Below are 24,744 nucleotides of genomic sequence, written 5' to 3' on the forward strand. Positions count from 1 at the left end.
TGGATTTGCTGGATTGGCTGGATTGGCTGGATTGGCTGGATTGGCTGGATTGGCTGGATTGGCTGGATTGGCTGGATTGGCTGGATTGGCTGGATTGGCGCCCCTCCGCTTTTTTAAATTTTGCTCTAAATTTGCCAAATTTATTAAAATACTAAAAATAATATGTATAAATATATGTAAAATATTTTGTATTTTTCGCTTTTTTAACTCAAAATTTTTTCAAAAAAATTAAGATAACGCCCAAATTTCGCTAAAAAGTTAAAATGGATTTAAAATGCTTTGGGATATAATTTGCGATAAATTTATCAAAAGGCTAAAGTGATGATAAAACAAATTTCTGGTTCGCAGATGATAAGCGAGGCCTTGCACGAAGAGGGCGTTGATATAGTCTTTGGCTATCCAGGCGGCGCAGCCTTAAATATCTACGATGAAACATACAAACAAACTTACTACAAACACGTTTTGGTTCGCCACGAGCAAGCAGCCGTGCACGCAGCAGACGGATACGCAAGGGTTAGCGGCAAAGTGGGAGTTGCATTTGTAACAAGCGGCCCTGGCTTTACAAACGCAGTCACAGGCCTTGCCACAGCCTACAGCGACAGCATACCGATCGTGCTTATAAGCGGTCAGGTGCCGACATTTATGATCGGTACGGACGCCTTTCAGGAGATCGACGCAGTCGGCATTTCGCGTCCATGTGTCAAGCACAACTTTTTAGTAAATAGCGTCGAGGAGCTGCCTCGCATCATAAAAGAGGCCTTTTACATCGCAAGATCAGGCCGCCCAGGACCAGTTCACATCGACATCCCAAAAAATATCACATCAAAGCTTGGCGACTTTGTATATCCAAAAGAAATTTCTATCCCAAGCTACAAGCCGACATATAAAGGCAACTCTAAGCAGATAAAAAAGGCGGCAGCTGCGATAAATGAGGCTAAAAGGCCGCTTCTTTATATAGGCGGCGGCGCGGTCGCGTCAAATGCGAGCGAGATCATCCGTAAATTTATGCAAAAAACAGGCATTCCAGCAGTCGAAACGCTGATGGCTCTTGGCGTGCTTGACGCAAAAGATGAGCTAAATTTAGGCATGGCGGGCATGCACGGCAGCTACGCTTCAAACATGGCTCTTAGCGAGTGCGACCTTCTTATCTCGCTTGGCGCTAGATTTTGCGATAGGGTCACAGGTAAAACTGACGAGTTTGCCAAGCACGCTAAGATCATCCACGTAGACATCGACCCAAGCTCTATTTCAAAGATCATAAACGCGCACTATCCGATAGTTGGCGACCTTGCAAACGTGCTAAATGAGCTTTACGACGAAGTCAAAGCAAAGCCTGAAAACTACGCGCCTTGGAGAGAAATTTTAGATAGATATTCAAAGCTAAATCCACTTAGCTACACAGACAGCGACACTGTGCTAAAACCACAATGGGTCGTCGAGGAGACTGCAAAAATAGCAGGCCCTGAGGCTATCATCTCGACAGACGTCGGTCAGCACCAAATGTGGGTGGCGCAGTTTTATCCATTTAATCGCGCAAGGCAGTTTGTCACAAGTGGCGGCCTTGGCACGATGGGATATGGCCTCCCTGCAGCGATCGGCGCAAAGTGCGCTATGCCGGATAATCTAGTCATAAATTTCACAGGCGACGGCTCGATACTTATGAATATTCAAGAGCTGATGACTGCTTATGAGACAAATGTCCCTGTTATAAACATCATCCTAAATAACAACTTCCTTGGCATGGTGCGCCAGTGGCAGACATTTTTCTATGAGAAGCGCTACTCATCGACTGACCTTAGCCTTCAGCCTGATTTTACAAAGATCGTTGAGGGATTTGGCGGCGTTGGCTTTGTTTGTAAGAGCAAAGATGAGTTTAAAAAGGCTTTAAAAGAGGCGATCAAGAGTAAAAAATCAGCACTTATCGACGTGAGGATAGACCGCTTTGAAGACGTGCTTCCTATGGTTCCAGCTGGGGCTGCGATTTATAATATGATATTAAAGAGCAAGGAAGAAAAATGAGCAGTATAAGAAGAACGATATCGGTTATAGTTTTAAATGAACATGGTGTTTTGGCTAGGATTTCTGGGCTTTTTGCGGGCAGGGGCTACAACATCGACACGCTCACAGTTGCTCCGATACCTGAGAGCAACTTCTCAAGGCTAAGCATCGTAACAAGCGGCGATGAGAGGGTTTTAGAGCAGATCGTAAAACAGCTTCATAAGCTCATCCCAACATACAAAGTCATAGAAAGTGGCGAATTTGTCGAAAAAGAGATGGCCCTTGTGAAAATCCCACTTGGCGAAAATTTCGCCGGCCTTGAGGCGATACTAAAGACATACAATGGCATCGTCACAAACACAAACGAAAACTACATCGTTGTCATGGTGGCTGATGATGCGAGCAGAGTAGAGAGCTTTTTAAAATCGATAAAGAAATTTAACCCAGTTGATGTCGTGCGCGGCGGATCTGTGATAATGGATATATGATGAAACTAAGCGAAATAGCCTTAAAAGTAGATGCTACTTTTAGCGGAGAAGATCTTGAAATTTTTGCTCTAAATTCTTTAAAAAATGCAAATAAAGCTGAGCTAACATACTGCGATGGCGAGAAAAATGCCAAATTTATAAGCACTTCAAACGCTGGAGCTATCTTGGTGACAAAATCGCTTTTGGACTTAGTGCCAGCTGGCATGGTAGCGCTTGTGTGCGACAACCCGCACCTTGCATTTGCTATCCTTAGTAAAATTTACGCTAAGCCGCTTTTTTGCGAGCCAAAACCATCAAATATCGCCAAGAGCGCCACTATAATGCCAAATGTCTATATAGGCTCAAACGTGAGCGTTGGCGAAAATACGATAGTGATGGCCGGGGCTTTTTTGGGCGATAACGTAACTATCGGCAAAAACTGCATCATCCACCCAAACGTCGTCATCTATAATGACTGTGTCATCGGCAATGAGTGCCACCTGCTAGCAAACTGCGTCATCGGCAGCGACGGCTTTGGCTATGCGCATACAAAAACTGGCGAGCATGTAAAAATTTATCACAACGGCAACGTTGTTTTGGGCGATTTTGTCGAGATCGGCGCTTGCACGACGATAGATCGTGGCGTCTTTGAAAGCACGATGATCGCAAACTACACAAAGATAGATAATCTCGTTCAAATAGGCCACAACTGCGAGCTTGGAAATGGCTGCCTCATCGTCTCACAAACTGGACTTGCTGGCTCAACAGTGCTAGGCAGAAATGTCGTCATGGGCGGACAAAGTGGCTCAGCTGGGCACGTAAGCGTCGGAGACTTCGCTCAGATCGCGGCACGCGGAGGTGTGAGCAAAGACCTACCTGGTGGCAAAAAATACGCTGGAGCTTATCCGATAATGGAGCTTTCAGAGCAGTTTAAACTACAAGCAAAGATATTGAGATTTTTTAAGAAAAACTAAATTTGGCGGAGCTCTCCGCCAAATAGTTGTCATATCTATATAATTTAAATTTTTCTTTTATTTTATTTCACCGCAATCCCAAACCATATTTATGGCTAATAAAAATAGCCAGCAAGAGATCTAATTTAAGCATTAGATTTAAATAAAATTTAACGCTCATAATAAAATGGCTGAACTAATATGAGCAAAGTGTTATAAGATGTAGTCATTTTTGTGTTAAATGATGTAGAGAGCAGCCCATCTACTAAAGCTTGTTTGCTCGTGGCGGTAAAAAGCAAATTTGGATACATGCTTTGATATATAAAAACTTCTAAAAGATATTAGCAAAACGCTGGTGGATAAAATTCTTTTTTACTAATATGATTTGCCTAAATTTATAAGGTAATATCACACCAACACTTGTTTTATCGCTTATTAATTTTAACTCTTTATGTGGTTGCTTAAAATGTGAAATCTAGAAAAGAAATTTACAAAGCTAAATTTATTTTCTATTTTCGTCTAGGACTTTTTGCATGCTCTCTCTAGTCGCCTCTAGCCAGTTTTCTTTCGAGGTATCGACTAGATCAAGACAAAAGAGCTTGATGTCAGCTTTTTTAAAGCTAAATTCTTTCACTTTCATCGCATCGCTTCCGACGATTACGATAGGCTGAACCTTTAAATTTAGCTTTTCAACTAGCAACTTTGCGCCACCTTTAAATGGCAAGAGCTCTTTGGTTTGAGACCTTGTGCCTTCTGGAAATATCGCTAAAACACGGCCATTTTCTACTCTGTCTTTTGCTTCGCTTAAAAGCTTTATTAGCGAGTGCTTATTTTCTCGCTCGACTGCTATCATCTTTGGAAGGCTCAAAATTTTACCGATGATCGGGATCTTGCCTATCTGTGCCTTTGCGATCCAGCAGATATTTTTAGGATGGATCTCTTCAAGTGCAATGATATCAAGCATGCTTTGGTGATTTATCAGCAAGATATTTGCTTCGTCGCTAAATTTACCGATCACTTCTAGCTTATATCCACCAAAAAATCTCTGCGATCTGCCCCAAAATTTTCTTATGGCTCTATTTTTTGAGTTAAAGAGCCACATAAAAAGTACGACAATAACGACGCTTATAACAAATTCAATAGAAAAGAAAAAAGCTCTAATTTTTGACAAGATCACCCTTTCTTACCCAGCCGATTTTACCATCTGCGAATAAAATTTTTGAGTAGTCATCTTTTGTGTCTAAAATTTCAACATTTTCATTTTTGCGAGATGTATAAAAAACGGTTGAATTTTTAGTTGGCAAGATAGTGACGCTCACATCTGGCTTAAGCACTGCTTTGCCAAAAGGATTGTAAGTGTAAATTCCAAGTGCTATAAAAACGGCCGCTACAAAGAAGTAGCTTAGCTTTCTACGCCAGATCGCTAGCAAGATAAAGATAGCGACCAAAGAGTAGATAGTGATATCTTTGTAGGTGCTAAATTCGCTTTGTTTTGGATTTAGACCGATTTGCGTGCTAACCTCGTCCTCTTCGACGCTTACAGGCAGTGAAAAGCTCTCAAATTTAGCTTTTTTTAGGTTGTAGTAGTTAAAGTCAAGTGTCTTTTTGTTTGGCTTAAATACCGCAAAATAATATGCACTTTGCGAGTTAAAGTCGCCATTTATCGTATCTACGCCTTGCTTTAGGATCGTTTTATTTTCGATATTAAAGGCGCTTAGATCGACATTGTTGCCGTAAATTTCAACGACCATGATGTTGTTTATGTCATCAAATTTAGTCGTTTTAAATTTCTTTACCTCAAGGTTGTCAGCGACGATGTGGTTGTAGTTCTCGTCACTTCTAAGCTCTTTTAGCTTTGGTAAAAAGATATTTATGTTTGAGTTTTGATAGTTCTCGCCATTTCTTTTTAGATCCAAGCTAACTCGTAAAGTCTTTGCATCAATGCTCGTTGCTTCAAGGTAGAAAGTGCCGATGTATTTGTTTTCTTCGCCTTTTACCCATTGAAAATTCTTCTTGTTTAGCCATTTGATATTTGTCTCATCTAGCTGTGTCTCAAACTCAAACTCAAGGTCACTTTGTGTATCAGCTACGATCTCAACGCTAAAAATTTCTCCTACGACGACATTTTTAGGGATATTTGTCGCTTTTAAAAGGAGGTCTTTTATTTTTATCTTGTCATAGACTTGATTATCAGGGACGCTGATGTCTGGTTCGTTTGTCGGCACGATATTTCGCATCTGCTCTGGAGTGATACGCTCTGGCTGTGGGGCGATAGAGCGTGGAGAGACGAGCTTTCTTGATATTTCTTCTTCGCTTGGAGTCTTTGTTTGTGGCTTTGAACCTGGGCTATTTACAAATTTATCCTCTCTTGCCTCATCCATCATGTCAAAAACGCTGACTTCATCAGTGTTTGCAGCAAATAAATTTAGCGCGAGTAGGGCGATAAAAAGTGTTCGTTTTACCAAACTAACCCTTTTAACATCTTCATGCCATCATCTGTGCCTAAAATTTTCTCGCAAGCGCGCTCTGGGTGAGGCATAAGACCAAAGATCCTCTTGCTCTCATCGCAAATCCCAGCTATGCTATCAACTGAGCCATTTGGATTTATCTCATTGCCGTGGCTGTCACAGTACTTTAGCAGGACTTGCTCGTTATCATATAGGCTTTTTAGCGTATCTTCGTCGGTGTAGTAGTTGCCCTCGCCATGAGCGATAGGTATATTTACCACTTCGTCTTTGGCTAAATTTGCTAGGAATTTATTGTTATTTGAGATCACTTTTAGATGGTGGTATTTTGAGACGAAATTTAAATTTTCATTTCTTCTCATCGCACCTTTTAAAAGTCCAAGCTCTAGAAGCATCTGAAAGCCATTGCAAATTCCCAATATGTAGCCACCTTTTTTTGCATGCTCTTTTACAGCTTGCATAGCTGGGCTAAATTTAGCTATTGCAGCTGTTCTTAGATAATCTCCATAGCTAAAACCACCAGGTAAAACGACTAGATCAGCATCGATCTTATCTTCTTTGTGCCAAATTATCTGCGTTTGGCAGCCAAGTAGCTTAAAAGCGTGAGCTGTATCTTCTTCGCAGTTTGTGCCAGGAAAAAGTATGATGGCTATTTTCATAGCACGATCTCGTAGTCTTCGATGACGGTATTTGCTAGAAGCTCTTCACACATAACTTTTAGCTGCTCTTTTGCTTTGCTTTTATCGCTCTCGTCGATATCTAAAACGATTTGTTTGCCTATCCTGACATTTGAAACACCGCTAAATCCAAGTGAATTTAGCGCGTGCTCCACTGCCTTACCAGCGGGGTCAAGGACCCCACTTCTTAATGCTATATTTACGACAGCTTTCATCTTTGTCCTTAAGAAAGAATTCTTCTTAAAACTTCTTCGTAAGCTACTTTTACGCTACCAAGGTCTTGTCTAAATCTATCTTTGTCAAGTTTTTCGTTTGTTGTCGCATCCCAAAATCTGCAGCTGTCAGGGCTTATCTCGTCAGCTAAGATGATGTTGCCATCTTTGTCGATACCAAATTCGACTTTGAAATCAACTAATTTTAAATTTCTCTCTGCAAAGAATTTAAATAATATAGAGTTGATCTCTCTTGCTGTGTGTCTTAGTGTTTGTAGATCTTTTTCGCTCTTTACTAGGCCCATGATGATGCAGTGCTCATCAGTAACTAGTGGATCGTGCAAATCGTCGTTTTTATAGTAAAACTCAACAAGTGTAAAAGGTAGAACCGTGCCTTCTTTTATGCCAAGCCTTTTGCTAAGTGAGCCAGTTGCGATATTTCTCACAACAACTTCAAGAGGTATGATCTCGCATTTTTTGACCACTTGCTCAGTGTCGCTGATGGTCTCAACAAGGTCAGTGACGATACCTTTGCTCTCTAGCAGTTTAAAAAGCTGAGTAGAGATTTTGTTATTTAGCGCACCTTTGCCAGCTTCGTTGCCTCTTTTTTGAGCGTCAAATGCTGTTAGATCGTCTTTAAATTCAGCCACAAGTAAATTTGGATCGTCTGTGGCGTACATTTTCTTGCCTTTTCCCTCGTAGATAAGCTCTCTTTTTTGCATGTTGTTCTCCTTTAGATTATTGTTGTTTTATCTTTAAAATTTTGATCGTATCAATCGCTGTTTTTAACTGAATGTCTTCATCGACTTTTTTCTGTGTGATTATATTTTTATCATCTTTTGCTTCAGTTTTATTGCCCTCGCTTGTTGGATTTATCTTGTTTAGCTCGCTTTTTAGGTGTGCTTTTAGTTCGCTCTCTTTGATGCTAAATGCGCTATCATCACTTTGTGGCACTTTGCCAGGATGCACGACTACATCTGGTGTTACGCCAACTGCTTGGATGGTTCTGCCACTTGGTAAGTAGTATCTTGCGATGGTTAGTCTTAGCGCTTCTGTATCGTCTATTGGTAGGATTACTTGAACGCTACCTTTACCAAATGTGTTTTCGCCAATTATCACCGCACGCTTATGATCTTGTAATGAACCGCTTACGATCTCGCTAGCACTTGCACTTCCGCCATTTACCAACACTACAAGTGGGAGTTTTGATAAGGTTTTGCTAGCGCTTGCTTTATACTCTACATTTTCAGATGCTTCACGACCCTTTTGAGATACGATGATGCCGTTATCTACAAAGAGATCCACTAGATCGACAGCTTGATTTAAAAGACCGCCAGGGTTGTTTCTAAGATCAAGTATGATGCCATTTGCTTTTGGATGCTCTTTGATCGCATCTTTTACCTTTGTGACAACGTTTTTGTCAAAATTTGTGACGCGTATATAAAGGATGTTATCGTTTTCTATCATTTTTGCATAGACAGACTCAACTTTTATAAGATCTCTTATGATCTTTACGTCAAATGGCTTTTGCTCGCCTTTTCGCAAAATCGTAATTGTTATCGGAGTTTTTGGCTTGCCGCGCATCTTATTTACAGCTTCATCTATCGTTGTACCGATAGTTGAGTTGCCATCGATCCTTAAAATGATATCGCCTGCCTTTATGCCTGCTTTATCAGCTGGAGTATCCTCGATAGGCGAGATAACGGTTAGTGCGCTATCTTTCATGCCAACTGTTATGCCAAGTCCGCCAAATTCTCCGCTTGTTTGCACCTGCATATCTTTATATGCTTTTTCATTTAAAAAGCTTGAGTGAGCATCTAAATTTTGCATCAAACCAGCGATGGCTTTGTCGATTATCTCTTTAAATTTAATATCATCAACGTAGTATTTTTCAACGGTTGAGATGGTTTTTGTAAGTTTTGAAAGTGCTTCAAGTTTCGCACTCGCCTCATCTTCGGTTTTAGCAAAAAGTGCATTTACTGCTACGCTTGAGATGAGTATGGCGCCTGTTATTTTTAGCGCAAAAGATCTAGTAAATTTGTTCAAAATATCTCCTATATTTTTTGGCTCAATTTTATTAACATTTGGCTAAAAAAAGCATAAATTTAACCTTATATTTTTATCTTTTGTCTATTTTTAACACAAATTTATAACAGCAAATTTTAGCAATTATATAAAAAGAGTGACAAAGGCTATAAAAATACTTGACAATATAAGACTAAAGTTATATAATGCCGCCATTATAAAATAACTTAAGGAGCTTTAATGGCTGACATAACAGAAAATTTAACAGCGCAGATGCAAGAGACACTTGAAAAAGGCGTTAGCTTAGCGATCTTTTCTAAAAATCCACAAGTTGTGCCACTTCACGTCTTTTGGGCTTTGCTTGCTGATAGCAATTCTATTTTAAATCAAGTATTTAATAAGATGAATATAAGCAAAGACGCAGTCGAGCTTGAGATAAAAAGCAAGATCTCGTCACTCCCAAGTAGCTCAAACGTTACAAAAGATAACGTTTCAGTTTCAAGAGAGCTTATAAATTCGCTTGAAAATGCAAAAGCTTTAATGGTAAGCATGGGCGATAGCTACGTAGCTGTTGATACTTGGATCATCTCTGCTCTTGAGCTTAGTGAGATCAAACAAATTTTAAGCAAATTTTGCGACATCTTAGAGATCAAAAAGAATCTTGAGAGCATAAGAGGCGGTAAAAAGATAGATAGCCAAACTGGCGATGATACACTTGATAGCTTAGAGAAATTTGGTATCGATCTAACGCAAAAAGCCCTAAATAAAGAGCTTGATCCAGTCATCGGACGTGATGAAGAGATCACTAGAATGATGCAAATTTTAATAAGAAAGAGCAAAAATAACCCTATCTTGCTTGGTGAGCCAGGCGTTGGTAAAACAGCTATCGTTGAGGGGCTAGCTCAAAAGATAGTGGCTCGCGATGTGCCAACAAGCCTTGCAAACAAGCGTGTTATCGCACTTGATATGAGCGCAGTTGTAGCTGGAGCAAAGTATAGAGGCGAGTTTGAAGATAGGCTAAAAGCTGTCATCGACGAGGTCAAAAAAGCTGGCAACATCATACTTTTTATAGATGAAATTCACACCATAGTAGGAGCTGGTGCTAGCGAGGGCGGAATGGACGCAGCAAATATCCTAAAACCAGCTCTTGCGCGTGGCGAGCTTCACGCTGTTGGTGCGACAACATTAAAAGAGTATAGAAAATACTTTGAAAAAGACGCAGCACTTCAAAGACGTTTTCAACCAATAGACGTCAAAGAGCCGAGTGTAAATGAGGCACTTCAAATTTTACGCGGTATAAAAGAGCGTCTTGAAGTTCATCACGGCATCACGATAACTGATAGCGCGCTAGTTGCCGCAGCAAGGCTAAGCGACCGCTACATCGCAAACCGCTTCTTGCCAGATAAAGCAATAGATCTTATCGACGAGGCAGCAGCTGAGCTTAAGATGCAAATAGAGAGCGAACCATACGAGCTTTCAAAGATAAAACGTGAGATCGTAACGCTTCAAGTAGAAAAAGAAGCTCTAAAGATGGAGGATGCGGATAAAAACAAAGAAAGACTTGGCGAGATCGAAAAAGAGATAGCTGATCTAAATGAGAAAAAGCTAGCGCTTGATACTAAATTTGAAAACGAAAAGGCCGTTTTTGGCGGAATTTCAAAAGCAACAAAAGAGATCGATAGCTTAAAATCACAAGCTGAGATAGCAAAAAGAAATGGCGATCTTCAAAAGGCTGCTGAGATAGAATACGGCAAGATAGCAGACGCCAAAAAGCACAAACATGAGCTTGAAGAAAAATGGGAGCACATGAAAAAAGAGGGCGTGCTTCTTAAAAATCAAGTCGATGAGGAGCTTGTGGCTGAAATTTTGAGCAAATGGACTGGAATTTCAGTTAAAAAGATGCTAACAAGCGAAAAAGAAAAATATCTGCGCATCGAAGAGCATCTAAGAGAGAGCGTTGTCGGTCAAGATGACGCATTACACGCACTTGCACGTGCTGTTAAGAGAAACAAAGCAGGGCTAAATGAGGGTCAAAGGCCGATTGGTTCATTTTTATTTCTTGGACCAACAGGCGTTGGTAAAACTCAGTCTGCTAAGGCTTTGGCTAAATTCTTATTTGACGATGAGAAGGCGCTTATCCGCTTTGATATGAGCGAATATATGGAAAAACATAGCGTGAGCAGGCTTCTTGGTGCGCCTCCAGGATATGTGGGCTACGATGAGGGCGGTCAGCTAACAGAGGCAGTTCGCAGAAGACCATACTCAGTCATACTTTTTGACGAGGTTGAAAAGGCTCACAAAGATGTATTTAACATACTTTTGGGAATTTTAGATGACGGACGTGCGACTGATAATAAAGGTGTAACGGTTGATTTTAAAAACACGATCATCATTTTAACTTCAAACATCGCTTCAAATTTCATCATGGAGCTAAAGGGCGAAGATCGTGATGTAGCTGTTAAAAACGAGCTTAAAAACTACTTTAAACCTGAGTTTTTAAATAGGCTTGATGACACTATCATATTTAATCCTCTAAATGAGCAAGGCTTAATATCTATCGTAGAGATCATGTTTAAAGAGCTTGAAAAAACTCTTCACAACCGCGGTATCAAGGCAGTTTTAAGCGAAGAGGCTAAGAAATTTATCGCAAAAGCTGGCTTTGACATAGTTTATGGAGCAAGACCTCTTAGAAGAGCGCTTTATGAGCTAGTTGAAGACAAGATCGCTGATATGATCTTGAAAGATGAGCTTGAAAGTGGCGATGAGATCACCATTGATAGCGACGGTGAGAAAATCATCATTAAGAAAAAATAACTTCAAATTTACTTGGCAGGTTGGATCAACTTGCCAAGCATAAATAAATTTAACTAATATCCTTATTTGATCTGTAATAAAATATAAAAAATAGCACGCAAAGCATCGCTATAAAGGCAAAGACTATCAACGTGCCATCTTTAAATGAGCTTAAAAACATGCCGTTTGTATTCATGCCAAAAAAGCCAGTGATAAAATTTAGTGGTAAAAATAGCACCGAAAGTAGCGTTAAAAGGTAGATATTTTTGTTGATCTTGTCGTTTTTGTCACTTTGTATAAATGTATAGATATCTTCAACTCTATAGGCGTATTCGTTGGCTATGGTTTTAAATACGCTTGCTTCATGGATGCTGTTTTTAAGCTCTTTTTTAAGCCCTTGTTGCTCGCTTTGGCAGATCGCAAGGGCTTCGTAAAAGTGCGAAATGCTATTTTGAAATTTCCTTATCTCATACTTTAAAAAGTGGTGTCTTTTTATAAATTTCTCAAAATTTTTCTTGCTAGCATAAATTTTCTCATACTCATTTAGCTCGTCTTGATGCTCTAAAATTTTATTTGCATATTCGTTACAAATCCCCTTAATAGCTACTTCAAACGTGCTTTTATCGCATTCATGCTCAAGATCTTCTTTGTAAATTTTGCCATCTTTAAATAAAAATTTAAAAACTTGCTTTTGTGATGACGAGATGAGCGTGATGTAGTCAAATGCATCTCCATAAAAATATCCACAAAGTGCGCTTTTATAGCTCATCTGCGCTCCTTTTTACGTAGAAATTTCGCTTAAATTTAGCAAATTCGCCGACCTCTATCGCCTCTCTCATCTCTTTCATTAAATTTAGATAGTAGTGCAGGTTGTGAAGGCTTGCAAGTCTAAAAAATGTTAGCTCCCTTGCCTTAAAAAGGTGGTTTAGATAGCCTCTGGAGTAACGCTTGCAGGTGTAGCACTGGCAAGCTGGGTCTATCGGCGCGTGGTCGTTTATAAATTTGGCTGATTTTATATTTATCTTGCCAAAGCTAGTAAAGAGCGTGCCGTTTCTTGCGTTTCTTGTTGGCATAACGCAGTCAAACATATCAACGCCTCGCTCCACGTTTTCTACAAGATCTTCAGGCGTGCCAACGCCCATTAGATAGCGCGGTCTAAGCTCATCCATAAATGGCATAACCGCCTCAACCGTCTCATACATCGCCTCGTTGCTCTCGCCAACACTAAGACCTCCTATCGCAAGGCCGTCAAATGGCATCTCGTTTAGTGCCTGCGCACAAAATTTACGTGCCTCATAGTCGGTGCCGCCTTGAACGATACCAAAGATATTTTGGTTTAGCCCAATGCCCTTGCTTTGCATAAATTTGTGATAATCAATCGCCTCTTTTGCCCATTTTATCGTTCGCTTTATGCTTAGATCTATCCTTTTTGGCTCAGCAGGCAAGGCGACTAGATCATCAAGTATCATCATGATGTCGCTGCCTAGCTCATACTGCGTGTCAAGGACGGATCTTGGCGTGAAGTAGTGCGTGCTGCCGTCGATGTGGCTCTTAAATTTTATCCCGCCATCGTCGTTTTTGGTGTTTGACCTAAGCGAAAATGCCTGAAATCCGCCGCTATCAGTTAAAAACGAGCGATCAAATTTAGAAAAGCCGTGAAGTCCACCAAACTCACGCACGACCTTGCTGCCAGGGCGCAGATACATGTGGTAGGTGTTTGCTAAAATTATCTTTGCGTCTAAAATTTCACTCATATCAAAGGCATCTAGGCTTTTAACTGCGCCAACCGTGCCAACTGGCATGAAAACTGGCGTTTGTATCACGCTGTGAGCGGTTGCTAGGACGCCTCGCCTTGCATTGCCATCTTTTTTTATAACTTCAAATTTCATCTAAGTCCTTAAAATTCTTGATTTTTTATTTTAACAAAAATTATAATATAATCCAGAAATTTTAAGGCAAAGGAACTTTTTGCAAAAGAGAAATGATATCGTTTTTACCGAAGCAAACGGCACTGCGACCATAAAATTTGCAGGCGAGTTTAGCTATAAAGACGCAAAAAATTTACAAAGCATTTTTAAAAAAATCCAAAAGCTTAAAGGCAATGTTAAATTTGACTTTAGCGAGCTAAAGAGCATTGATTATGCTGTTTTGATCCTTTTAAAAAACACGCTAAATGGCAAGAAATTTGAGATCATCACAAATGATGAGAAGATAAAGGCGATGAGCGATCTTTTAAATGACGAGAAGATCGATTTTAAATATATGCCGCCTCACAATAGCCTAAATTTTTTCTCACGATTGGGGGAGAAAATTTGCGAGGGATTTGTAAATTTGCTTGAGTTTGGCTCGTTTTTGGGCGAGTTTTTGATAAAGAGCGTAAGGATTTTATTTAATCCTGCAAATTTAAGGTTTAGAGAATTTAGCAACTATATAAAAGATGGCGGCGTAAATGCCGTTTTCATCGTATCGCTCACCGCTTTTTTGATAGGCGTTGTGCTTGCTTATCTTGGCAGTGCGATGCTTGCAAGCTTTGGGGCAAGTATATTTATAGTAGAGATCATGGGCATGCTAACGCTTAGAGAGGTGGCCCCGCTCATCGCTGCTATCGTCGTGGCGGGCAGGTCGGCCTCTAGCTTTACCGCGCAAATTGGCGCTATGAAGCTAACTGAGGAGATAGACGCGATGAAGACGATGGGCTTTGAGCCTTTTAACTTCTTGGTGCTGCCACGCATCATCGCCATGGTGCTTTGCGTACCTGTCATCATCTTTATAGCTGATAGCATAAGCATCTTAGGGCAGATGATCATTTGCCAAACGATACTTGATATCAGCTTTAGCGACTATCTAAATAGATTTCGCGAGATGGTCGAGCTTAGGCACTTTGCTGTTGGTATGATAAAAGCTCCGTTTTTTGGCGCGGTGATAGCGATCATTGGGTGCATGAGGGGATTTGGCGTTAGTCAAAACGCCCAAAGCCTTGGAGCTATGACAACCGTTAGCGTTGTAAATGCGATATTTTGGGTCATTGCGCTTGATGCATTTTTCGCGATAATTTTTATGTGGCTAAAGATATGAACGAGATAATAGTTGGAAAAAACATAACGACAAGTTATGGCGATAAAATAATGCACGATAATGTGAGCTGGAGCGTCAAAGAGGCTGAAATTTACGGCTTTTTAGGCGGCAGTGGCACTGGTAAAACGACGCTTATGAAGACGATGATATATTTAAAAAAGCCAAATAAGGGTGATATAACGTTTGATGGCGTCAATATGTGGAAAAGTAGCCAAAAGGAGCAGCAAGAGATAAAGCTAAAAAGTGGGACGATGTTTCAGTTTGGAGCGCTTTATAGCTCGATGACGATACTTGATAATGTGGGTGTTTTGCTTCATGAGTACTCTAAATTTAACAAGCGCCAGATCGATGAGATAGCGATGTTTTGGATACAAAAAGTGGGGCTTAAAAAAGAGGTTTCAATGCTCTATCCAAGCGAGCTAAGTGGCGGTATGAAAAAGCGTGCTGCACTTGCAAGAGCCTTGGTGCTAAGCCCTAGGGTGCTATTTTTAGATGAGCCAAACAGCGGCCTTGATCCTGTTAGCTCACGGCAGATGGACGCGCTCATAAAAGAGCTTCGTGATAGCATCGGCGTGACCGTCGTCATGGTGACGCATGATGCGGATAGTATTTTTGATATTTTGGATAGATTTTTGATAATAGATAACAAAAAGATAGCCTTTGAGGGAGATATAAAAGAGCTTGAGCATCTTGAAAACAACCCGCTTGAAGAGCTATTTAAAATGAGGAAAAAGTAGATGGAAAATAGAAATTCTTATACCATTGTCGGCATGTTTTTCATAGCCTGCCTTACAGCGTTTGCTATATTTATCTGGTGGATGACTAGCAAAAATAACACAAAAGTTGATTTTAAAGAGTATTACATCCACACGACCGAGCTGCCAAGCGGGCTAAAGGTTGATTCTACGGTTAAATTTATCGGCGTACCAGCTGGAAGCGTTAGCGATATAAATTTTGTCGATGACAAAAACGCTCTTATAAACATCACAATGAAGATAAGAGAGGATCTGCCTATCAAGGCTGATAGCGTGGCTAGCATCGAAGTTCAGGCTATCAGCGGCGTGGCTAGTATCAATATAAGCCGAGGCACGAAGGATTTTAAACCAGGCGATAAGCCTATCTTAAAGCTTGAAGAGAGCCTTCTTTCAAAGCTTGGAAACAACGCTGAGAACATCACTTTAAAGATAAATCAAACTCTTGATAAAGTTGATGGCTTTTTCTCAGCTGAAAATATCTCTCATATCGAATCAATCCTAAGAAATATCGATAAATTTACTCAGGTTTTAACCGATGAAAATGGCTTAAGCGAGGTTGATAGCATCGTTAAAAATGTAAAAAATTTCACTGATAGCTTAAACAAAACCGACACAAAAGAGCTTGCTAAAAATTTAAACACTCTAATAGCAAGCGCAAACTCAGTTTTTTCTTCAGCAAATTCAGCTGTAAATGGCTATAGCTCGCTACAAGAGCTCATCGCCAAAAAGGCAAAAGATGGCGAATATGACCTTAGAAACACGCTCTCGCCGCTGCTTAGAGAAGCTAGCGAGTTTTTAAATGGATTTGACAAGACGCTTCGTGAGTTTAGAGGTGCGCTTCAAAGGCTTGAGGATAACCCTTACGAGTTTTTCTTCACAAATCCAGTGCCAAATACAGATAAAAAGGACAAAAAATGAGAAATTTGATATACGCTGCGGCTGCATTTTTATTTTTTGGCTGCTCGCTAAAGACCGACGTGCCAGTGGCAACTATGTATGAAATTCACTACTCAAACAAAGAGTGCTCAGCTGAAAACAAGCAAAAAGAGCTAAAAAATGTCTTCATAGAAAACGTGAGCGCCCTTGATATGGTAGATACTAGAAAAATTCTAATAGTTGCTGAAAACAACAAGATAAGATACCTGAGCGACGCTAAATTTGTCTCTGAGCCAAGCGAGATGATCTATAAGTCGCTTGTAAAAGGGCTTTACTCAAACTGCGCTGCAAAGCCGATATTTTCGCCAAATGCGAAGGACTATAGGCTAAAAGTTAGTATCATCTCACTGCAAATAAGGGGCGACAAAGCCGAAGTTTCGCTAGCTTACGAGCTATTTAACGCAAACACCTCGCTAAAATCAGGCATGATAACAAAAGAAATTTTCTGCCCAGACCCAAGGTCAAGCACTATTTTTGACACGATAAATAAGGCTACAAATTTAGCCATCGACACACTTATCTCTGAAATAATCTCTTAAAAATTTTTTGGCTGTAAATTCCTAAATTTATAGCCAAAATAGCTTATTTTAAAGACCTTTTGTTATAATGTGGCTTTAAAATACGGAGAATTAATGAAAAAAATTTTAATAATCGCAGATGGAGCTTTTGCTAGAAATTTTTTAAGCAGACTTCTTGGAGCGAAATCAAATTTGCACCACTATATCGTCGTTTCGAGCGAAGACCTTAGCCAAAAGGCAAATTATGAAAATTTCACATTTTATCAGTTTGATCCAACGAGCCTTTCAAAGCTAAAGAGCATAAGCGACGGTTATTTTAGCCAGTTTTGTATAGTGAGCGACAACGAAAAAGAGGCGGTTGCTGTTTATGAAAATTTAAGACAGATCAGCACAAAAACTGAGACTATTTTCATGAACTCGTGGGAGCTAGACGAAAAGTGCAAGGAGACTTTCGCGAGCGACAAGCACCTAAGTGTGGTTGATATCAGAGATATCGCGGCTTCAAGGCTTATGGACTATCTGCCAGATATGCCAGTCTTTGCTGATAATATCGGCTTTAGCGAGGGTGAGATCATGGAGGTGAAGGTACCTATTGGCAGCTCATATATGTATCGTCACATTAGCTCAGTCGCGCAGAAAAAGTGGCGTATAGCGCTCATTTACAGGGGCAATGAGATCATCTTGCCAAAGCCAAATTTGATGATACAGCCAAGCGACATCTTGCTGATCGTTGGCGATCCAAACGTACTTCAAAACGTTTACCGCTCGATAAAACGCGAGAGCGGGCAGTTTCCAAGCCCATTTGGTAGCAACATCTACACGCTAATAGATATGAGATCAATGAGCAAAGAGCGAGTTAGCAAACTCATCGAAGATAGCCTGTATGTGCACTCAAAGCTAAATAACAAGCGCCTTATTTTTAGGGTGATAAACCCAACTTTGGGCGAAAATTTAGAGACGCTAAAGGCGATAAAAGAGAAAAATATTCTTGTTTTGATGGATTATTTTAATAGTGATAATAAATCGATAAAAGATGACGTTTTAAAGCACGACATCGGACTAATCATAAGCGACGATAGGTACTTTTTTAAATTTCAAAAGTTATTTTATGAGCTTAAAATCCCAGTGCTAAAAACTGGTAAAATTTTGCTCTCAAAGGTAAAAGAGGGCGTGATACTGGGCGATCAAAGCCAAGAGGTCGAAAACCAATCAGCCGTCATCACAGACTGCTGCGCGCAGCTTGATTTGGAGATGAAATTTTACTATTTTGACAACAAACATAGCGACGATGAGGCGCTAAAAGAGCACTTTGAGAGCATTAGCACGCTCTTTTCAAAGCGCATAAAGATAGAAAATCACAGCCTCAAAAACCCGCTAGTAAAGCTAAAAGGCACAAACGATCTGCTTCATTTTGTGATGTTTAGCAAGAGCGTGGCAAATGGCAGCGCTTTTGCCTTTTTATCGACAAATTTAAATAGACTTTATAAAAAACTAAGCCAAAACGCACAGCTTTTTGTGCCGGTAAGTGAGTAAAAATGCAGATAAATTTAAACCTTAAGAAAAAGGGCTCAAGCTATAAAATTTATATAAATGAGCTTGAAAAATTAGAGCTAAAAGGCAAGGTCGGTATCGTCACAAATGCCAAAGTGGCGGGCCTTCACCTTGAAAAGCTACTTAGCGTTTTAAAGTGTGATGAGAAATTTATCATAAGCGTGCCAGACGGCGAAGAGTATAAAAACCTTGAGACGATAGAGCAAATTTTAGAGCAGCTTTTTGTTAGTAAATTTGACCGCGCATCTACGCTCATAGCTCTTGGCGGTGGTGTCATCAGCGATATGACGGGCTTTGCTGCTAGCATTTATGAAAGAGGGATAAACTTCATAAATATCCCAACCACGCTTCTAGCACAAGTCGATGCTAGTGTGGGCGGAAAAACGGGCGTAAATAACAAATTTGGTAAAAATTTAATTGGCTCATTTTATCAGCCAAAGGCAGTTTTTTGTGAGATAAATTTCTTAAAAACACTGCCAAAGAGAGAATTTGCAGCTGGCGTGGCTGAGGCTTTAAAGATGGCGATAACATTTGATAAAGAGATGTTTAACTGGCTAAAGAGCGTAAATTTAGACGATGAAAATTTAGCTAAGCTGGTTGAAAAGTCGATAAATTTAAAAGCTCGAGTGGTCGAGCAAGATGAAAAAGAAAAGGGGCTAAGAGCTATCCTAAACTACGGTCACACCTTTGCTCACGTCATAGAAAATGAGACAAATTACAAGGAATTTTTACACGGCGAAGCGGTGGCTATAGGTATGAATATGGCAAATCGCCTAAGCGTTAGACTAGGTCTCATGAGTGAGGCGCAGGCAGAAGAGATCAAGCAGGTTTTAGTGAAATTTGATCTGCCTGTAAGCTACAAAATAGAAAATGAATATGCATTTTACGAGGCGTTTTTTATGGATAAAAAGACAAAAGGTGATAAGATAAATTTCATCATCGCAGATAAAATCGGCAGTGCGATCATCAAAAATGACGTCAAAAAAGAGGATGTTTTAGAAACTTTGAGAGAATTTAAATGAAAAAGATCCTAGTTTTTTTAGTTTTTTGCTTTGCGCTTTATGCTGAAGAAAACGCTACGCTTGAGCAAAATGTCTCACAAAATTTACAAAATAGCGAGCTTATAAAAGAAATTTCAAACCTAGATAACTCCCTAAAAAATAACATCTGGATCACAAGATACGCCAACTACAACACCTATCAAAAGCTTCTTGATGAGCTAGAGCAAAATGAAAATGAGCTTAAAAAGCTTGATAAAGGCTCAAAAAGAGGTGGCGATCTCATAAAGAGAAGTCAAACTCTAAAAGAGCAGATAAATTTGCTAAAAGAGTATGAGAAAACGCCATTTTCAAATATGCTAGCAGCACCAGAAATGGAGACACCGCCTAGGATAAATAGCCCAGTTGCGCTAATATCTGGCTTTTCATACATCAAAAAGATAAGAAGCGACAAGATCGAGTACCAAAGGCACATCAAAGAGCTTGACACCTTGCTTGAGAAGCTTGAAGCAAAAGAGAATTTGCTAAATAGGCTAAATTTGATAGATGACAGCGAGCAAAATAGAGCAAGTCTAAACCTTGCAAAGCAAGAGATAGGCGACTTCAAAGCGGCAAAACAGATCGCTGATACCACTTATAGCGTCTATGAAAAAAGGGCGGACGAAGCGGTAAATATGACGACATCTGACATAAAGGCTCAGTTTTTAAGCATGGGCTACACAGCCATCGTCATCCTTTTAACGATCGGACTAACATTTATCGCTAAATTTATCGTTAAAAGAACGATCACTGATAACGAGAGATTTTACACGGTCAATAAATTTTTAAACGTGTTAAACATCACCGTTATCATCATAATCCTACTCTTTTCATACATCGAAAACGTCACATATCTAGTAACTGTGCTAGGTTTTGCCTCAGCTGGTATCGCCATCGCGATGAAAGATATGTTTATGAGCATGCTTGGCTGGATGGTTATCATGTTTGGTGGCACGATCCACGTGGGCGACCGCGTCAGAGTCTATCATGACGGTAGCGAATTTGTGGGCGATGTGATAGATATTTCACTGCTTCGCCTAACCGTTTTTGAAGACGTTAGCTACTCAACTTATAAGACAAACCGCCGTGCAGGTAGGATCATCTTTGTGCCAAATAACTATATCTTTACAGACCTCATCGCAAACTACTCGCACTACGGCATGAAGACCGTTTGGGACGGCATAGATGTCGTGATAAGCTTTGATAGTAATCACAAAAAGGCCGCCTATCTAGCAAAAAATATAGTAAAAAAATATTCAAAAGGCTACACTGATATCGCAAAACGCCAGATGAACAAGCTAAGAAGTCAGTACAGCATCAAAAATCCAAATGTAGAGCCAAGAATTTATACATTTTTTGAGCCTTATGGCATCAATATCTCATGCTGGTATATGTCTAACTCATACGCCACGCTCGCTCTTAGAAGCACGATAAGCGCTGAGATAATCGAGGCATTTTTGGCTCACGATGATATAAAGATAGCTTACCCAACGCAAACTATGTTTATAGGCAAGAAAGAAACGCCAAGCGATCATGTAGATCACGCTGAGCAAGAGGGTGAAAATATCTAATGCAAAAGATATTTTTTAAGACATTTGGATGCCGTACAAACATCTACGACACCGAGCTTTTAAAGAGCTACATCAAAGACTACGAGATCACAAACGACGAAGAGGTCGCTGATATCGTCGTGATAAACTCATGCACCGTGACAAACTCGGCTGATAGTGGCGTTAGAAACTATATAAACGGCGTAAAAAGACGCGGGGCAAAGGTCATACTAACAGGATGTGGGGCGGTTAGTAAGGGCAAGGAGCTGTTTGCAAGCGGAATTTACGGAGTGCTGGGAGCTAGTAAAAAGAGCGATCTAAACGAGCTTTTAAAACAAGAAAAGCCCTTTTTTGAGCTTGGAAATTTAAACTCAGTCGATAAAAACATCGTCACAAACTACGAAAATCATACAAAGGCATTTATAAAGATACAAGAGGGTTGCAACTTTAACTGTAGCTACTGCATCATCCCTTCAGTGCGTGGCAGAGCTAGGAGCATGGACGAGGCGATGATCTTAAAAGAAGCTAGAATTTTAGCTCAAAATGGCTATAATGAGCTCGTTCTAACTGGCACAAACATAGGCAGTTACGGCAAGGATACAAATAGCTCTCTTGGCAAACTGCTAGCAAATTTAGGCAAAATTTCAGGCATCAGACGCATAAGACTTGGCAGTATCGAGCCAAGCCAGATAGATGAGAGCTTTAGGGAAATTTTAAAAGAGGAGTGGTTGGAGCGCCATCTTCACATCGCACTTCAGCACACGAGCGAGGCGATGCTAAAGATCATGCGCAGGCGAAACAACGCATTTAGCGACTTAGAGCTTTTTAATGAGCTAAGCTCTCTTGGCTTTGCTTTGGGGACTGACTATATCGTGGGCCATCCAGGTGAGAGTGAAGAAATTTGGGCAGAGGCGGTGGAAAATTTCAAGAAGTTTCCTATCACGCATTTGCACGCTTTTGTCTATTCGCCTAGGCGTGATACGCACTCAGCGACGCTAAAAAGCGACGTTAGTGGCGACGTGGCAAAGAGTAGGCTCAAAATTTTACAAGGCATTGCTTTGCAAAATAATGAAAATTTTAGAAAAAAACGTAATGGGACTTTAAAAATTTTAGTCGAGCAAAAAAACGGCGACTTTTACGAGGGTTTTGATCAGTTTTACAACAAAGCTAAAATTTCTAGTCAAAACGACATAACAAAAGAGTGGTTGGAGGTAAGCGAATATGAAATTAAGCCAGATGCCAATTATGCAAAAATTTAAATTTAACAAGAAAAACATCCTGATAATAGCCGCTGTGGCTCTGATAATAGCGCTACTTTTTGCTGTGAGCAAAGAGCCACGAAACATCACCTACTCGCAATATATGCAACTAATGGATGGAAATTTCATCGATAAAGCGGTCATCGACGAAGATGAGGTCATCCTCTATGCGCAAAATAACCGCTTTGCCATCATAAAAGAGGGCATAGACATAAAAGAGCTCATCAAAAAGGTCCCAGTCGAGCGAAGCGTGCAGTATATCACTCCTGGCATGGTCTGGGGAAGCATCATCTTTGTTTGCCTTGTGCTTTGGTACTCCTATATTTTTAGGGCTATTAAGAAAAAAGAGGAGAGCCTTTTAAGCAAAAAGGACGGCGCTTTTGAGATAGAAAGCGTGCTAAATCAAAATGCGATGCCAGTCATCTCAAACGTGAGATTTAGCGATGTGGCAGGCATTAGCGAGGTCAAAAGCGAGCTTAGTGAGATAGTTGATTTTCTTAAAAATCCGCAAAAATATAGAAATTTTGGTATCAAAATGCCAAAAGGCGTGCTAATGATAGGCCCTCCGGGCGTTGGTAAGACGCTTGTGGCAAAGGCGGTTGCTGGCGAGGCAAATGTGCCGTTTTTTTACCAAAATGGCGCGAGTTTTGTGCAAATTTATGTCGGAATGGGCGCAAAAAGAGTTAGAGAGCTATTTAGCAGAGCCAAATCTTACGCACCTTCAATCATCTTTATCGACGAGATAGACGCCGTTGGCAAGAGCAGGGGTGGGGCTAGAAACGACGAGAGAGAAGCCACGCTAAATCAGCTGCTAACCGAGATGGACGGCTTTGAGGACAATTCTGGCGTCATCGTCATAGCTGCTACAAATAGGATCGAGATGATCGACGAGGCGCTGCTTAGATCAGGGCGCTTTGATAGGCGTATATTTTTATCAATGCCTGATTATAACGACAGGGTGGCTATCCTAAATACATATCTAAAAGACAAAAACTGCGAAGTGTCAGCTGAAGATATCGCTAGGATGAGCGTTGGCTTTTCTGGCGCGGCACTTAGCACGCTTGTAAATGAAGCAGCGATAAATGCCCTAAGAAACGGCGAAAGCGTGCTTAGGATGAGGGACTTTGAGGCTGTTTTAAACAAGGTCTTGCTCGGCAAAAAAAAGGTGCTAAGCTACAGCGAGAGCGAGAAGAAAATTCAAGCCATCTACCAAGGTGCAAAGGCGCTAAGTGCTTACTGGTTTGATGTGAAATTTGAAAAAATTTCGCTCATTGAAGACCGCTTTATGGCGACTGAGCAAGAGATCGAGTCAAAGTCGCAGATGCTCTCACGCATAAAGGTTTTAATCTCTGGCATGTGCAAGCTAGAGATAGATGAGAACGACATCTTTTCAAACTCAAGCAACGATCTAAATTTAGCAAAAGAGATCGCTTCAAAGATGGTTTATGAATACGGCATGGGAAATTCTTTCGTGCCAAATCCAAACGATGTGGAAGAAATTTTAAAACAAGCAAAAGATGAGATAATGTCCTTTTTAAAGGGCACGAACGAGCAGATCGCAAGGATAAGCTCATATCTGCTTGCTTATGAGAGCGTAGATAAAGAGACGCTTGCTAAAATTTTAAATGAAAACTACTAATAAAGGAGAAAAAATGAAAGCAAAAATAGGAATTCTAACTATGTCCGATCGCGCAAGCGAAGGCACATACGAGGATAAATCAGGCCCAGCGATTAAAGAGGTGCTTGACGGCTGGATAGTAAGCGAAAGAGAGTATTTTTACGAGGTGATCCCTGATGAGCTTGATCTCATAAAAGAGAGGCTCGTGCACATGATAGATGTGCTAGGATGCGACCTTGTACTAACGACTGGAGGCACAGGACCAGCAGTGAGAGATGTCACCCCAGAGGCTACTGAGGCAGTTTGCGAGAAGATGATGCCAGGCTTTGGCGAGCTAATGAGAGCTGCAAGCTTGCAATACGTCCCAACAGCGATCCTATCACGCCAAACAGCAGGCATCAGAGGCCACGCGCTAATTATAAATTTACCAGGTCAGCCAAAGGCGATAAAAGAGTGCTTGGAGCCTGTATTTCCAGCGGTGCCATACTGCATTGATCTTATAGAGGGTGCATTTATCGAGACTGATGAAAACGTGATGAAAGTTTTCCGCCCAAAACAAAAGAAAATCTCGTAAATGAGTTTGACAGATAGCCTAAATTTAAAAGCCACTGCCTTTGCAAATAGGTGGTGACTTGTTATTAAAATTTGGCTTGTTTTTTCTTTTTTATCCTATGCGCTGGCCTACTATCTTGGGTTAGAGGTTTTTGGCTTTATCTCTGCCATTTCTATCTTTGGCTGTGTTTGCCTGCTAGCCTTTAGCTCACTTCTTTGGTTTATCGCTAGCCTTGTATTTTTGCAACCTTTGGTATTTTTACTACTTGAAAAATTTGATGAAAGCATTACTGTTTATGCTTT

The 24,744-nt window shown here is 40.5% G+C and carries 23 protein-coding genes; 14 read left to right on the top strand and 9 right to left on the bottom strand.

All coding sequences use genetic code 11. The features are described 5' to 3' along the window. Nucleotides 1-324 precede the first annotated feature (324 nt). From CYO89_RS05815 to lpxD, 3 genes are read left to right on the top strand one after another with little or no spacing between them, the layout of a single operon-like run. Nucleotides 325-2,019: an acetolactate synthase large subunit gene (locus CYO89_RS05815; RefSeq protein ID WP_258032544.1), complete on the top strand. Its 1,695-nt coding sequence runs from the start codon at nt 325-327 to the stop codon at nt 2,017-2,019. A gap of 5 nt (nt 2,020-2,024) precedes the next feature. Continuing rightward, nucleotides 2,025-2,486 carry an acetolactate synthase small subunit gene (ilvN, locus tag CYO89_RS05820; protein ID WP_223227413.1) on the top strand — a complete coding sequence of 154 codons (462 nt, stop codon included), beginning with the start codon at nt 2,025-2,027 and terminating at the stop codon, nt 2,484-2,486. Continuing rightward, nucleotides 2,486-3,439: a UDP-3-O-(3-hydroxymyristoyl)glucosamine N-acyltransferase gene (gene lpxD / locus CYO89_RS05825; protein ID WP_103597522.1), complete on the top strand. Its 954-nt coding sequence runs from the start codon at nt 2,486-2,488 to the stop codon at nt 3,437-3,439. Before ilvN ends, lpxD begins: the two co-directional genes overlap by 1 nt. Before the next feature lie 481 nt (nt 3,440-3,920). Here the strand turns inward: lpxD and CYO89_RS05830 are convergent, their stop codons facing one another. From CYO89_RS05830 to CYO89_RS05855, 6 genes are read right to left on the bottom strand one after another with little or no spacing between them, the layout of a single operon-like run. Beyond that, entirely contained in the window at nt 3,921-4,595 is a 675-nt protein-coding gene (locus tag CYO89_RS05830; RefSeq protein ID WP_258032540.1) for a lysophospholipid acyltransferase family protein, read from the bottom strand. Next, nucleotides 4,576-5,883: an SH3 domain-containing protein gene (locus CYO89_RS05835; protein WP_103597526.1), complete on the bottom strand. Its 1,308-nt coding sequence runs from the start codon at nt 5,881-5,883 to the stop codon at nt 4,576-4,578. The genes CYO89_RS05830 and CYO89_RS05835 overlap by 20 nt, the downstream gene beginning before the upstream one ends. Next, nucleotides 5,877-6,542, bottom strand: a complete 666-nt coding sequence (purQ, locus tag CYO89_RS05840; protein ID WP_103597528.1) for a phosphoribosylformylglycinamidine synthase I — start codon at nt 6,540-6,542, stop codon at nt 5,877-5,879. Before purQ ends, CYO89_RS05835 begins: the two co-directional genes overlap by 7 nt. Further along, complete coding sequence (gene purS, locus CYO89_RS05845) at nt 6,539-6,775, bottom strand: phosphoribosylformylglycinamidine synthase subunit PurS (protein WP_002941745.1); 237 nt, start codon at nt 6,773-6,775, stop codon at nt 6,539-6,541. Before purS ends, purQ begins: the two co-directional genes overlap by 4 nt. Nucleotides 6,776-6,783: 8 nt before the next feature. Further along, nucleotides 6,784-7,494, bottom strand: a complete 711-nt coding sequence (gene purC / locus CYO89_RS05850; RefSeq protein ID WP_009293856.1) for a phosphoribosylaminoimidazolesuccinocarboxamide synthase — start codon at nt 7,492-7,494, stop codon at nt 6,784-6,786. Between the two features lie 16 nt (nt 7,495-7,510). Further along, nucleotides 7,511-8,785, bottom strand: a complete 1,275-nt coding sequence (locus CYO89_RS05855) for a S41 family peptidase (RefSeq protein ID WP_258032545.1) — start codon at nt 8,783-8,785, stop codon at nt 7,511-7,513. Nucleotides 8,786-9,037: 252 nt separating this feature from the next. Between CYO89_RS05855 and CYO89_RS05860 the strand changes: the two genes are divergently transcribed. Then, entirely contained in the window at nt 9,038-11,611 is a 2,574-nt protein-coding gene (locus tag CYO89_RS05860) for an ATP-dependent Clp protease ATP-binding subunit (RefSeq protein WP_103597532.1), read from the top strand. A 49-nt stretch (nt 11,612-11,660) separates the two neighbouring features. On the opposite strand, the gene CYO89_RS05865 is transcribed toward CYO89_RS05860, so the two are convergent. Continuing rightward, nucleotides 11,661-12,359, bottom strand: coding sequence for a CorA family divalent cation transporter (locus CYO89_RS05865; protein WP_103597533.1), 699 nt, complete (start codon nt 12,357-12,359; stop codon nt 11,661-11,663). Beyond that, on the bottom strand, nt 12,349-13,479 hold the full coding sequence (gene tgt, locus CYO89_RS05870; RefSeq protein ID WP_103597535.1) for a tRNA guanosine(34) transglycosylase Tgt: 1,131 nt from the start codon (nt 13,477-13,479) through the stop codon (nt 12,349-12,351). Before tgt ends, CYO89_RS05865 begins: the two co-directional genes overlap by 11 nt. A gap of 79 nt (nt 13,480-13,558) precedes the next feature. Here tgt and CYO89_RS05875 point away from each other — a divergent pair, with 79 nt between their 5' ends. The 10 genes from CYO89_RS05875 (at nt 13,559) to mog (ending at nt 24,463) form a co-directional block, all read left to right on the top strand. Next, nucleotides 13,559-14,665: an MlaE family ABC transporter permease gene (locus CYO89_RS05875; protein ID WP_012001686.1), complete on the top strand. Its 1,107-nt coding sequence runs from the start codon at nt 13,559-13,561 to the stop codon at nt 14,663-14,665. Further along, nucleotides 14,662-15,402 carry an ABC transporter ATP-binding protein gene (locus tag CYO89_RS05880; RefSeq protein WP_103558128.1) on the top strand — a complete coding sequence of 247 codons (741 nt, stop codon included), beginning with the start codon at nt 14,662-14,664 and terminating at the stop codon, nt 15,400-15,402. Before CYO89_RS05875 ends, CYO89_RS05880 begins: the two co-directional genes overlap by 4 nt. Beyond that, a complete protein-coding gene (locus tag CYO89_RS05885; protein ID WP_103597537.1) occupies nt 15,403-16,338 on the top strand; it encodes an MlaD family protein in 936 nt (311 codons plus the stop codon). It abuts the gene before it with no gap. Beyond that, the gene (locus CYO89_RS05890) at nt 16,335-16,895 is read left to right on the top strand and encodes an ABC-type transport auxiliary lipoprotein family protein (RefSeq protein ID WP_103597539.1); all 561 of its coding nucleotides are present in this window, start codon (nt 16,335-16,337) and stop codon (nt 16,893-16,895) included. The genes CYO89_RS05885 and CYO89_RS05890 overlap by 4 nt, the downstream gene beginning before the upstream one ends. Before the next feature lie 93 nt (nt 16,896-16,988). After that, complete coding sequence (locus CYO89_RS05895) at nt 16,989-18,407, top strand: COG3400 family protein (protein WP_103597541.1); 1,419 nt, start codon at nt 16,989-16,991, stop codon at nt 18,405-18,407. Nucleotides 18,408-18,409: 2 nt separating this feature from the next. Then, entirely contained in the window at nt 18,410-19,447 is a 1,038-nt protein-coding gene (aroB, locus tag CYO89_RS05900; RefSeq protein WP_103597543.1) for a 3-dehydroquinate synthase, read from the top strand. Further along, entirely contained in the window at nt 19,444-21,033 is a 1,590-nt protein-coding gene (locus CYO89_RS05905; RefSeq protein ID WP_103597545.1) for a mechanosensitive ion channel domain-containing protein, read from the top strand. Before aroB ends, CYO89_RS05905 begins: the two co-directional genes overlap by 4 nt. After that, nucleotides 21,033-22,271, top strand: a complete 1,239-nt coding sequence (gene mtaB, locus CYO89_RS05910) for a tRNA (N(6)-L-threonylcarbamoyladenosine(37)-C(2))-methylthiotransferase MtaB (RefSeq protein WP_103597546.1) — start codon at nt 21,033-21,035, stop codon at nt 22,269-22,271. Before CYO89_RS05905 ends, mtaB begins: the two co-directional genes overlap by 1 nt. Next, on the top strand, nt 22,258-23,910 hold the full coding sequence (locus CYO89_RS05915; protein WP_103597714.1) for an ATP-dependent metallopeptidase FtsH/Yme1/Tma family protein: 1,653 nt from the start codon (nt 22,258-22,260) through the stop codon (nt 23,908-23,910). Before mtaB ends, CYO89_RS05915 begins: the two co-directional genes overlap by 14 nt. Nucleotides 23,911-23,923: 13 nt before the next feature. Continuing rightward, nucleotides 23,924-24,463: a molybdopterin adenylyltransferase gene (gene mog / locus CYO89_RS05920; protein WP_002940911.1), complete on the top strand. Its 540-nt coding sequence runs from the start codon at nt 23,924-23,926 to the stop codon at nt 24,461-24,463. A 110-nt stretch (nt 24,464-24,573) separates the two neighbouring features. On the opposite strand, the gene CYO89_RS10385 is transcribed toward mog, so the two are convergent. Continuing rightward, the gene (locus CYO89_RS10385; RefSeq protein WP_180999405.1) at nt 24,574-24,729 is read right to left on the bottom strand and encodes a hypothetical protein; all 156 of its coding nucleotides are present in this window, start codon (nt 24,727-24,729) and stop codon (nt 24,574-24,576) included. Nucleotides 24,730-24,744: the final 15 nt, after the last annotated feature.

The organism is Campylobacter concisus (genome assembly GCF_002913765.1).
Lineage (GTDB): Bacteria > Campylobacterota > Campylobacteria > Campylobacterales > Campylobacteraceae > Campylobacter_A > Campylobacter_A concisus_BB.

What these genes read in the sequence shown, in the direction of transcription:
- lpxD (WP_103597522.1), top strand. Translation starts at nt 2,486, where the DNA reads ATGAAACTAAGCGAAATAGCCTTAAAAGTAGATGCTACTTTTAGCGGA.
- purQ (WP_103597528.1), bottom strand. Translation starts at nt 6,542, where the DNA reads ATGAAAATAGCCATCATACTTTTTCCTGGCACAAACTGCGAAGAAGAT.
- purS (WP_002941745.1), bottom strand. Translation starts at nt 6,775, where the DNA reads ATGAAAGCTGTCGTAAATATAGCATTAAGAAGTGGGGTCCTTGACCCC.
- purC (WP_009293856.1), bottom strand. Translation starts at nt 7,494, where the DNA reads ATGCAAAAAAGAGAGCTTATCTACGAGGGAAAAGGCAAGAAAATGTAC.
- CYO89_RS05860 (WP_103597532.1), top strand. Translation starts at nt 9,038, where the DNA reads ATGGCTGACATAACAGAAAATTTAACAGCGCAGATGCAAGAGACACTT.
- CYO89_RS05865 (WP_103597533.1), bottom strand. Translation starts at nt 12,359, where the DNA reads ATGAGCTATAAAAGCGCACTTTGTGGATATTTTTATGGAGATGCATTT.
- tgt (WP_103597535.1), bottom strand. Translation starts at nt 13,479, where the DNA reads ATGAAATTTGAAGTTATAAAAAAAGATGGCAATGCAAGGCGAGGCGTC.
- CYO89_RS05880 (WP_103558128.1), top strand. Translation starts at nt 14,662, where the DNA reads ATGAACGAGATAATAGTTGGAAAAAACATAACGACAAGTTATGGCGAT.
- CYO89_RS05885 (WP_103597537.1), top strand. Translation starts at nt 15,403, where the DNA reads ATGGAAAATAGAAATTCTTATACCATTGTCGGCATGTTTTTCATAGCC.
- CYO89_RS05890 (WP_103597539.1), top strand. Translation starts at nt 16,335, where the DNA reads ATGAGAAATTTGATATACGCTGCGGCTGCATTTTTATTTTTTGGCTGC.
- CYO89_RS05895 (WP_103597541.1), top strand. Translation starts at nt 16,989, where the DNA reads ATGAAAAAAATTTTAATAATCGCAGATGGAGCTTTTGCTAGAAATTTT.
- aroB (WP_103597543.1), top strand. Translation starts at nt 18,410, where the DNA reads ATGCAGATAAATTTAAACCTTAAGAAAAAGGGCTCAAGCTATAAAATT.
- CYO89_RS05905 (WP_103597545.1), top strand. Translation starts at nt 19,444, where the DNA reads ATGAAAAAGATCCTAGTTTTTTTAGTTTTTTGCTTTGCGCTTTATGCT.
- mtaB (WP_103597546.1), top strand. Translation starts at nt 21,033, where the DNA reads ATGCAAAAGATATTTTTTAAGACATTTGGATGCCGTACAAACATCTAC.
- CYO89_RS05915 (WP_103597714.1), top strand. Translation starts at nt 22,258, where the DNA reads ATGCAAAAATTTAAATTTAACAAGAAAAACATCCTGATAATAGCCGCT.
- mog (WP_002940911.1), top strand. Translation starts at nt 23,924, where the DNA reads ATGAAAGCAAAAATAGGAATTCTAACTATGTCCGATCGCGCAAGCGAA.
- CYO89_RS10385 (WP_180999405.1), bottom strand. Translation starts at nt 24,729, where the DNA reads ATGCTTTCATCAAATTTTTCAAGTAGTAAAAATACCAAAGGTTGCAAA.